This window comes from Kitasatospora griseola (assembly GCF_014648555.1).
GTDB lineage: Bacteria > Actinomycetota > Actinomycetes > Streptomycetales > Streptomycetaceae > Kitasatospora > Kitasatospora griseola.
Genome location: NZ_BMRI01000053.1, coordinates 5,097 through 14,959 on the forward strand (window position 1 = coordinate 5,097; position 9,863 = coordinate 14,959).

Consider the following 9,863-nt stretch of genomic DNA (forward strand, 5'->3'; position numbering starts at 1 on the left):
CCCACGAAGGAGGACAGCGGTTGCCGGCTGAGTTCGCTTGTGGTGACTCGCCAGAGGTCGTAGCCACGGAGCCTCAGATCACGATCGCCGCGCACGGTGTCGTCGACTGCCTTGGTGGTCGCGTAGTGCTGTGGCCCGTCGACCTCCACGATCACACGGGCTCCGTTGGGCAGGAGGAGCAGGAAGTCCATGCGATGGTTCAGCAGCGCCCGCACGCCCCGTTGCTTCACGGTCTTGTGGTCCCAGTGCAGCCAGACCTCGGGCAGCAGCGCCGGCACATCCCAGGCCCGGCTGGCGAAGGCTTCGTAGTAGGCGCGGCAGAAGGCGCGCTGGGGCGAATCGCCGTCCTTGGGCATGGAGTCCAGGAGCCGGTCGTACAGGGCCTTCCTGTCCTTCACCTCGTCGCCGGTTCCCCGTGTCTCCTGCCACCAGTTCAGGAGGTCGCTCCAGCGAAGGCCTCCCGGTCCGATGGGACGGTCGTACACCAGGTGCGTGTCGTCCCCGTTGTCCAGGATCTCGATGTCGTTGTCCAGGACGCTCACCATCCGCATGTCCGGCTTGGCGGTGGTGGCGAAGACCAGGGTCTTGAGGCGCCGTGGCGCCCCCGGACCGGTGCGGACCAGTTCGAAGAACGGGTAGCCGTCCCGCTCGCCGGTCTCCTCCAGCCGGCTTCCGGTGCCCGCGAGCACGGGGTTGATCGCAGCGACGATGCGGTGCTGCGCTGCAGTGTCCGGGAGGATGGCGGGGTCGACCAGGCCCGCGAGGAAACGGCCGAAGCGCGCGGAAGTGGCCTCGAAGGCACCGAGTTCCTCGAACAGCTTCTCCACCGACCAGTCTTCGGGGTTACGAAAGAAGTGCTGGCGGATCAGCGCCCGGAGACTGGGGGTCGACGATCCGAACAAGGTGGTCAGCGGGTCGTGGTCGATGATCCAGAACTGCTTCAGCAGTCGCTCGAATCGTTCGTGCCGGTGGACCAGGTCGCCCAGATCGAGGGCTGCGGCCAGCTCACGGCGTACCCTGCCAGGGATCTCGATCACCGGCCCGGCGGACCAGACGGCGTCTTCAAGTCCGTATCGCGCAGGTCCGCGAACCTGCACCCGCGCAGAGATGAGAAGCCGCTGCGCCACCGGAAGAAGATCATCGTCGGTCAGCGCCCGCAGGCACGCCTCCAAGCGCTCGCGCTTCGATCCACTGTCCTCATCGGGCATCGGCAAACCGAGCTCCGCCCCCAGCCCGGTCAGTTCCCGGTGGGTGCCCGGCAAATCCCGGACCACCACGGTTACGGCTTCGCGCAGCAGCACCATCGGCCCACCCCCTCGACCAGAGTGTCGCAGGTCGGCCGGACAGGCGGGAGAGGCGGGACAGTGTCGGGGCCGGCCGCTGCCAGGGGCCCCAGATCAGCCGGCCACGGTCTCGGCGTGCTGGGTGAGCGCGTCCAGGAGCGCGGCCTGCTGGTCAGTCAGCTTGCCCTCGGTGCGGGCCTTGTCCTGCTTGCGCAGCCAGGTGCCGGGCCGGAACGTCGGGTCGCCTTCGCCGCCGGTGCGGTTCGCCGGGCCGTACAGGGGGCCGCCGGCGGCAACGTAGGCGAGTAGGCGGCGGTAGGAGCGGTTCCAGTCCGGCTCCAGCCGCCACAACTCGTCCAGGGCGTCCAGCTTCTCGACCTGCTCGATGGTCAGGTCGTAGGCCTTGCGCTGGCGGCGCATCCAGGCACCCACCGCGTAGTCGTCGAGCTTGGCGGTCGCCGGGATCGCCAGATGGCCGTGCTGGTGCTGGAACGCGGCGGCGTACGCGGCACCGCGTTCCCAGGCGCCTGCGTTCTTCGACCAGATCATGCCGAGTGCGTCGAGTTCGGTGATACGGGTGGGGGCGAGTTCGCCGCAGCCCTTGAGATGGCGCTGGCGGGTGATCCAGGCCATCAGGGGGCCGTCGTGGTCGGGGTCGGTGGGGTCCAGATGGTGGTGCGCGGCGTGAAAGGCGGCTGCTGCGGCGTACATGCGTTCCCACTCGCGCCAGCGCGTGCCCGCTTCCTTCAGTCGGCGGCGCCGGTGGACTGCGCCGGCCAGGTGCGGGGGCACGTCGGGGACGTCGACGAAGGCCGTCCAGTCGGGGCCGTCCGGTAGCGCTTCGGGGAAGGCGTAGCGGGTGGGATACCTGGTGGGGCGGGGGTGTTGGGGTGGGCGCAGTCGGCAGTGTTCGGCGCTCTGCAGCAGGGGTGGCAGTGCGTGCTCGGGCGGGGCGAGGAGGCGGGCGCCGGCAGTGGTGAGGTTCAGGTAGTGCGTGGCGGCGTCCAGCAAGGGGCGGGCCCAGGGCGGGAGTTCGTAGGTGGCGCAGCGGGCGGGGGTTCGACCGTGGCGCGGGGCGTGGAGGGTGAGGGTGGGATGGGTGGGTTGGTAGTCGGCCGGGGTGGCGGTGGCGAGGTGGTGGAAGGACGTGCCGGTGACGAGGGCGGTGGCGAGCGCTGCGGCGTGTTGGGGATGGGCGAGACGGTGGATGCGCTGGACGGCTTCGTTGGGGAGGCCGTCTGGCAGGGGGCGGCCCCTGGTGCTGGCCAGGCCGGGGATGCAGGCGGTGCAGAGGGGCTCGGGGATGTCCGACAGGGCGAGGCGGGTCAGAGTCGGGATAGTCAGCCAGCCGAGGCTGGAGGCGCGCGGGACGGGCGGCAACGGCGCACTCGGCCGGGGGCCGGGCAGGGCGTGCGGAGGCAGACCGGTGGTGGTCGTGTACGCGGTCGCGTGCAGGGCCGCTGTGAGAGCGGGCGGCGGGGTGTGGTGGCAGACGACGGTCAGGTGGATGCCGGTGCGTTGCTGCAGGTCCAGCAGGCGGCGCCAGGTGGGCGGGGCGAGGAGGTGGGCACGCAGGACGGTCATGTGCCGGATGGAGGTGGCGAGGATCCAGGCTGCCGCGGCCGCCCACAGCGGGCCGTGGGCTCTGCTCCAGGGTCCGGGCGGTGTGTAGGGCTTGCCGAGGGCGGCCAGGATGTCGAGAGCGAGGTCGTCGGCGCGGGTGGTGCCCGGAGTCGGGTGCACGGTGATACGGCTGGCGGCGGGGTCGTGGGCAGCCAGCGCCGCCCTGGTGCAGGCCGCGTCGTCGCCCGGATCGAGAGCCAGGGTGACACCGGGCGCCGGGTGCGGGTTCACGTGCTGATGCCGATGCGGTCGTAGACCTGGCGCAGCAGGTGCTCGTCGATACGGGTGCCGCCCTGGGCGGCCAGGCCGTCGGTGGCGAGTTTGGTGATCCGGGCCCAGGCACGGAAGTTGCCGTGCGCGGCCTGCTTGTCGACCAGGGCGATCAGATCGGCGTCCACGCCCTCCCACAGCGGATGGAAGGCCGGGATGGTGGCCAGGACCTCAGGCAGGGTCAGCGGATGGGCCTGCTGCCAGATGTAGACGCGGGAGGCGAGCATCGGCTCGCGGCGCAGCACCTTCGCGCAGCCGTCACCGCCAGCGAAAACCACGGCGATGTCGGTTGCGGGGTCGTCCCACAGGTAGCGCCAGTACTCGAAACACTCCCGCGACATCCACTGGGCCTCGTCGCAGACCAGCACGTGGAAGCCGCGGGCCAGGGCGTCTTTGAGGACGGCGTCGAACTCGATCGGGCGCGCGGGAGGCTCGCCGGGCAGGCCCAGGGCGCGGAACAGCTCGTGGCGGATGTCGCGCGGGGTGGGCCGGGCCCGGAAGGCGATCCGGTAGGAGTTGTGGGGTGCCAGCAGGCGCAGCGAGGCGTTCACCGACAGGGACTTGCCGTTGCCGGCCGCGCCGGAGATGCACATTATCGCGCGGGCTTCGAGGGTGGCGGCGATGTTCTCCCGGGCGGTGCGCAGCGCCTCGGTGGCGACGGTTCGGGCGCCTTCCAGGTGCAGGTAGTGATCGGCGCGCTCCGGCGGCAGCATGCCGGGACGGACGGCGGGTGCGGTGGTCACGGTGCGGGCTCCTACGGATTCAAGGGATGGGAACGGCAGGCAGACAGGACCGGCGGGTCTGAGTGGGGTCACGGCCCGGCCGGCCGGGCCGAGGCGATGAGCGGAGCTTGAAACAGGTCGTTGGCGGACACGGGTGCGAGTGCGGTGTGATGCAGGCAGCGGTCGTTCAGGCCGGCGGATCCGCTGGGCCGCCGTCGGCGCGCTCGGGCCCGGCATGCGCCGTGGTGTGGGGCAGGACCCATCCGTCCGGGACCGGGGCGTGCGGGAGCAGCCCGGGCAGGGCCAGCGCCTGGAGGTCCCGGCCATCGGCCGCCGCGAGCTCGGCGTCGGCCTCGGCTGCGGTCAGGATGCCGAGCGGCCGCGGCGGGGCCGGGGTGGTCGCGGCCGCGAACCGCCGGCGGCGCAGCTTCTCCGCGGCCTTCAGGTCCGCGCGCAGCCGGCGGGCGGCGGCGGTGCGAGCCGCGCGCAGAGCACGGGCCTGTTCACGGGTCGCCTGCTCGGCGAGATGAGCGGCGCCGAGGTGGTGGCCGGTGGACGCGTCGAAGACCTCGATCTCGCCGTCGTGGTGCGGAAGGTGGCGCAGGCGGACCTTCGTGCCGGTGTGGCCGACCATCCACGGGGCGATGTAGGCACGGCGGCGCCAGGAGATGCCGTTCGTGGTGATCGTGCGGGTGCGGCCGTCGTCCTCCAGGGCGAAGAACGCGAGGTGCTCGGGCGGGACGTCGCGCAGCGGCGTCGGATCCGTGTTCCACGCTTCGAGGGGGGTCAGGCCGTCCAGGGCGGCCGGGTGGTGCTCGGTGTTCCACCAGCGCACCCAGTCCAGGAGCAGCGCGACGAACGCGGCGAACGTCAGCGGCGGCGCGTCCGGATCGGCGCTCCGGCCTCCCGTGAGCTTGGAGCGGTGGGTGTAGCGCGGCAGGGAGACGAGGAACATCTCCTCGACCGCGTCGTTCAGCGCCTCGACCGTGCCCTTCAAGTGCGGGCTGTAGGCCGGCAGGTCATGGACCGGTACGGCGAACGCACCGAGCGCCGAGGTCACTGTGGCGCACAGGAACTCCTTGCCCCGGTCCACGCGCACCAGGGTAGGAAGGCCACCCGCAGGGCCGAACGGTTCGGTACGGGTGATCGAGGCGCGCAGCGCGGCCAGCACCGCATCCCTGGACGGGGCGTGCGGCGTCACCGCAACCCCAGTGATCATCTTTTTGGCACAGTCGATGAACCAGGTGATCCACGGACACACCAACTCACCCTCGACATCGACCTGCACCGGCACGTGCTTGTGGTCACCCTCCCAGCACGCGTTCCTCCACAAGACCGGCCGCTTCCCGAACACGTCATGCGTCCGGCGGGCCGCCTCCCCGCCCCGCAGACCCGCCCGCTCCCCCACCGACAGATCCCTGCGCACCGCCCGTTGCAGGGCCCGCAGCGACGGAACGCAGACGGTGGGATCGTCGGCGGCCTGAGCGACAAGCTCGCGGTGGACCGCTGCGGTGTTCCCGCCCCACAACGCCAGCAGACTCCGGGCCTCCGGGGTGAGAACCGTCCGCTCGCGCGGCCGAGCCGAAAGCCGCCCCTCCGTACGGGCGGCAGCCACCCAGTACCAGACCGCCCGCTCCGTCACCCCCATCGCCGAGGCAACAAGGCGTACGTGAGCGGTGGTCAGTTCCCCCCGGCTGTCCAGATCCATTAGTCGGGCCACCGATCCCTCACGCCCCACGACGGCGACTGGTCCTGACTGTCGCGGATCGGGTGACGATGGCAGGCCACGCTCCATCGGGGTCACGATCACCTTCGGGTTGCTGCAACGACGGCGTCACCGCCCGGACGAGGCGAGACTGTCCCCCGCGCAGGCTCCTCATCCCGACACGCCGACCAGCACCACACGATGGACGTAACAGCCACGACACGACGTTTCAGCGACACGACACCGCTGTTCAACGGCGCAGAGACGCCACCGTTCAGCCTGCCTGGCACGCCGTCATAGCGAAAGTCCCCACGGCTTCACCGGTCTACGACACAACTCTTCAGAGTGAAGGCGACACCACTCTTCAGTGACGCCAAACACTGACCAGCACAAAGCCGAAACCGACCGCTGAAAACAGGTGACGCCCAGACACCGCAACCCAAATATCGTTCATCACCGCCCCCCGATCCTGATCACCATGGCATGGCGGCAGTTGGCGTACCGTCCCGGCCCGACGACGCCCTCGTCGTCCCGGACGTACCGACAACCACAGCCCCACCGAACCGGCGGCGACGGAAAGTGCTGTTCGCTGTCGCGGCCGCGATCGGCATCGCAGCCGACCTCGCCGACCTCGCCTCCAAGGTGTGGTCCTGGCTGAAGGGATGACCCCCACCAGGGCATAGGGGCCGGGACAGGGGGGCGAAGCCCGGCCGACCGGACGGGGCCGCCCGGCGACCGGGCGGCCGAGGCAGGCACGACGGGACTGAGCCTGGCGGCTGACCAGGACGGCAGCCAGGACCCAGCAACGGACCGGCGGGGCACGGAGCCGGGCGACGCGGGCGGGCCGCCGAGGCCGGCCAACCAGCGCAGCCCGGGTGCAACATGGGGTGCAACGCGCCCACCCGCCCCTGCTCCCAGCCACATACCACCTGGTCAGAACCGCAACACAGCCCCGCGTTGCACCCGGACGCAACACCCCGTTGCACCCCCGCGCTACCCGCCACCCACCACGCAGGACCAGGGCCGCCGAGCACCACCACCAGCAGAAGGCCGACCCCGACCCCGAAAAACCGAAACCAAACCCCACCGCAATCCCGACCCGAATTCAGAAAACCACCAGTCGACAATCCACAAATCCAGCAACAATGAATCCAGGACTCAATTACCGGGGGCGAAACACCCACCAACCCGCCGAGCACCCCCGACCCCACCAAACATCACATACAGTCACCACACCCGCCGACCACCAAACCCCGCCGCCACCCCCGACAGGTCCAACCAAAGGTCCAGACAACACAGCATCTAGACCCATCCCACGCCCACAACCATCAACAGGTCACGCTCAGCAGTCCTTCACCGGGTAGAGCTTGGCGTGCAGCACCCGCACCTCCCACCACGGATCAGCCAGAGCCGAGACCTTGGCGGCCAGTAGCTCGCGCCTGGTCGGAGCAGGCGACACCAACGGCCCCAGCCGCTTCTTCACGCAGGCGCTCTCGCAGTCAGGACACTCCACCCGCTCCAGACCACCTTCTCCCGCAGCTCCAGCTTCGAGCGCTCCTTCCCGCCGATGAGCCCCGGCACGTCCAGCACGGAGACCAGCGCGGCCACCAGCTCGCGCTTAGTCGGGACCGGCAGCACCAGCGGGCCCAAGTCCTCTGCGGCACGGGCCACCGCAGGCTCATCGGTCGTTTTCCTCCTGGGAGAATGGATCCATGGGGAATGATCAGGCGGGATCCCGGTACCAGCGAGAAGAGGAGCACGCTCGCAAAACGGCGGCCTCCTGGATCGGACACCCGGAGGTGCGCAGCGCCGTCGAGGCGGTCGCGCCCGCTGCAGGGGAGGTCGTATCGCTCCTGCAACGCCACCTCGTGGACCAGATCAACATCATGCGGTTCTGCTGGCGCGTCTGCGGCATCGGTGCCCGCTACACCGACGGGACGGAGGAGCCGAACCCTTTCGATCCGGACGGCGCCGAGTCGTGGCCGCTGACCGACGAGGAGTGGACCGCCGCAGGCTACATCGCCGCGTTCTTCCATCAGCGGATCGTGGTGCCGGTCGCGACTGATCTGGCCGAGAAGGGGGTGGACATCGACCCGGGCTGGGCGGGCGACCAGGCCGTCATAGCTGTCCTGCTGCTCCTAACCTCCGCTGAGTACGACATCCCGTGGGACGGCAACGCGCGGGAACTCGCCAACCAGATCCAGCCTCCCGGGGTGTCGGCGATCTCCCGGGACGGACGAGAGATTTCCGCCCGGGACGGCCGCACGGAAGAGATGGTCCGCAACGTCGACGCCATCCGGAAGCTGATCCGTTCGGAGAACGGCGGTCGAGACCTGCGGGCGCCGTACGCCGGCAACGCCACTAGGACCACCGCGCGCCCGACGCGGATCCGCCGGGAGGTCATCGCGGAGATCTACGCCGACCACCCGGATCTCACGGTGGCGCAGTTGGTGAGCGGCTACGACAGCTCGGAGAGGCGGGTCGGTGGCCGCCTTCGCATCACCCTGACGCGGCGGTTCAAGGAGGCCGGTCTCGACGCGCCGGAGAAGCCGTCGCAGTCCACCTTGTACGCCGACTTCGCGGCGCTCAACATCCCGACCGGTTCGGGCAGGTGATCTCGGCCAGGAGAGTTTCCGGGTAAACGTCCACGGCCGTCCACCCGGAGGTGATCAACGGCATCCTCGGGAGTGATCGGAAGTCCCGACCACCTCGATGTCCGGGAGGACGCCATTACCACCTTCATCACCGCCACTTCCTCGCCCGACCCCAAGCACGGTCCGGCCAGCGGGCCGGGAGCGCTCCCGCTCTCGGGGTTGACCGTGGCCGACACCATCGTGCTGCGGGAGACCGTCCGCTCGGCGTTGCTCGGCGGCATGCTGGGGTACCGCGACCCGGCGGAGATCACCGCGAGCGCCGAGCAGGCCGGCCTGGGCACGACCGAGATCCGGGAGGCGTTCGCGGAGCTCCACCGGTGCAGCCTGATCGCCGTCTTCGGCGACCACACCACCGTAGTCCGCGTCGACGTGACCCCGTTCGGGTTCCTGACCGGGTTCCCGGCCGCCGAGCCTCGGGCCGAGGAGATCAGCCACGCCCTGATCACCGATTTGCTCGGCATCGACCTCGACGGACCGAACCGCTGGCTGGACGTTCAGGCTCTCGCGGACCGGTACGGCACCGTGCGCCTGGCAATCGAGCAGTTGCTCGGACGCCTCATGGACCAGGGCCAGATCGGCTTCCTCACAACCACCGGCGGCTGCTTGCTCACCCGGGTCAACCCCGCACTGCGACGAGAACTTCGCTGACCACCGCTCCGGGTGCTCGGCCCGACGGCCGGGCACCCGGTTCCTAGAGCAACGGGGCAGAGAGCCGGCGCTTCATCGGACGGTGACGTCGGTGCGACCGTCGCGGGGGACCTACAGAGGATCGCTCGGCGGCCGAGGAGCCGGACGCTGGCGGATCCCCGGCAACGCAGAAGCCGGAAACATGATCATCGCTGTGGTGCCGCCGCTCTCTCCGGGTCGCATTTGCACACGGATGCCGTGACGCAGGCCGAGGCGGCTGACGACGAGTAGGCCCAGACGTCCGGAATCCGTCGCCAGCTCGCCGCCGGTTGGATGAGCGAGGCGCTCGTTGATGTCGGCCAGCTCGTCACCGCTGAGGCCTACGCCAGCGTCGCTGATCTCCACCAACAGCCGACCATCTGGCAGCGCGTGACCCGTGGCGCGGACTCGGGTCTGGCCGTAGGAGAACCTCGTGGCGTTCTCCAACAGCTCGGCAAAAATGTGAACAGCATCGCTGACGACGCTACCGATCAGCTCACAGCTGGGGATTCTGGCAAGTTCAATTCGCTCGTACTGCTCTACCTCGGAAGCGGCAGCGCGCAGGACGTCCACCAGCGGAACAAGTTGCGCCCACCTACGGCCTGGATCTTCGCCAGCGAGGATGAGCACCTTCTCCCCGTTTCGGCGCAAGCGGGTGGCGAGGTGGTCGAGTTGGAACAGGCTGGCCAGCTGATCCGGCTCGAGCTCCCTGTTCTCGAGACTCGTGATCAGGTCCAGCTGGCGTTGTATGAGCACCTGGCTGCGCCGCGACAGATCGGCGAACATGCCGCTGATCTCGAAACGTAGCTTCGTCATCGTCTCTGCGTCCTGGGCATCTTGAGGCGCCGACTCCGGCTCGGGTTGCAGCCTCGCCCGTCGACGCCGCCATCGCCGAGTCGATGGATCATCACTCCGCGCGGCGGGTGATTCCCAATCACGC

At 69.7% G+C, this 9,863-nt stretch carries 8 protein-coding genes and 1 pseudogene; 2 read left to right on the plus strand and 7 right to left on the minus strand.

Annotated features, from left to right (window positions below):
- From IEZ12_RS35005 to IEZ12_RS35030, 6 genes are all read right to left on the minus strand, one after another.
- Window positions 1–1,304, minus strand: a 1,304-nt coding sequence (locus IEZ12_RS35005) for an AbiJ-related protein (protein WP_189278114.1), incomplete at its 3' end; no start/stop codon positions are given.
- A 93-nt stretch (window positions 1,305–1,397) separates the two neighbouring features.
- Complete coding sequence (locus tag IEZ12_RS35010; RefSeq protein ID WP_189278116.1) at window positions 1,398–3,137, minus strand: helicase associated domain-containing protein; 1,740 nt, start codon at window positions 3,135–3,137, stop codon at window positions 1,398–1,400.
- Window positions 3,134–3,919: an ATP-binding protein gene (locus tag IEZ12_RS35015; protein ID WP_229848582.1), complete on the minus strand. Its 786-nt coding sequence runs from the start codon at window positions 3,917–3,919 to the stop codon at window positions 3,134–3,136. The genes IEZ12_RS35010 and IEZ12_RS35015 overlap by 4 nt, the downstream gene beginning before the upstream one ends.
- Window positions 3,920–4,085: 166 nt before the next feature.
- Complete coding sequence (locus tag IEZ12_RS35020) at window positions 4,086–5,606, minus strand: TnsB C-terminal domain-containing protein (RefSeq protein ID WP_373295564.1); 1,521 nt, start codon at window positions 5,604–5,606, stop codon at window positions 4,086–4,088.
- Window positions 5,607–6,945: 1,339 nt separating this feature from the next.
- Window positions 6,946–7,086 (minus strand): hypothetical protein, encoded by a 141-nt coding sequence (locus IEZ12_RS35025; protein WP_189278118.1) that lies wholly within the window; start codon window positions 7,084–7,086, stop codon window positions 6,946–6,948.
- Complete coding sequence (locus IEZ12_RS35030; RefSeq protein ID WP_189278120.1) at window positions 7,083–7,274, minus strand: hypothetical protein; 192 nt, start codon at window positions 7,272–7,274, stop codon at window positions 7,083–7,085. Before IEZ12_RS35030 ends, IEZ12_RS35025 begins: the two co-directional genes overlap by 4 nt.
- A 41-nt stretch (window positions 7,275–7,315) precedes the next feature.
- On the opposite strand from IEZ12_RS35030, the gene IEZ12_RS35035 reads away from it, so the two are divergent.
- Both IEZ12_RS35035 and IEZ12_RS35040 read left to right on the plus strand, forming a co-directional pair.
- Window positions 7,316–8,218: a hypothetical protein gene (locus tag IEZ12_RS35035; RefSeq protein WP_189278123.1), complete on the plus strand. Its 903-nt coding sequence runs from the start codon at window positions 7,316–7,318 to the stop codon at window positions 8,216–8,218.
- A gap of 72 nt (window positions 8,219–8,290) precedes the next feature.
- Window positions 8,291–8,905, plus strand: a complete 615-nt coding sequence (locus IEZ12_RS35040) for a hypothetical protein (RefSeq protein WP_189278125.1) — start codon at window positions 8,291–8,293, stop codon at window positions 8,903–8,905.
- Window positions 8,906–9,034: 129 nt separating this feature from the next.
- On the opposite strand, the pseudogene IEZ12_RS35045 reads toward IEZ12_RS35040, so the two are convergent.
- Window positions 9,035–9,730: pseudogene (locus IEZ12_RS35045) on the minus strand (sensor histidine kinase); the annotation flags it as partial.
- Window positions 9,731–9,863 lie beyond the last annotated feature (133 nt).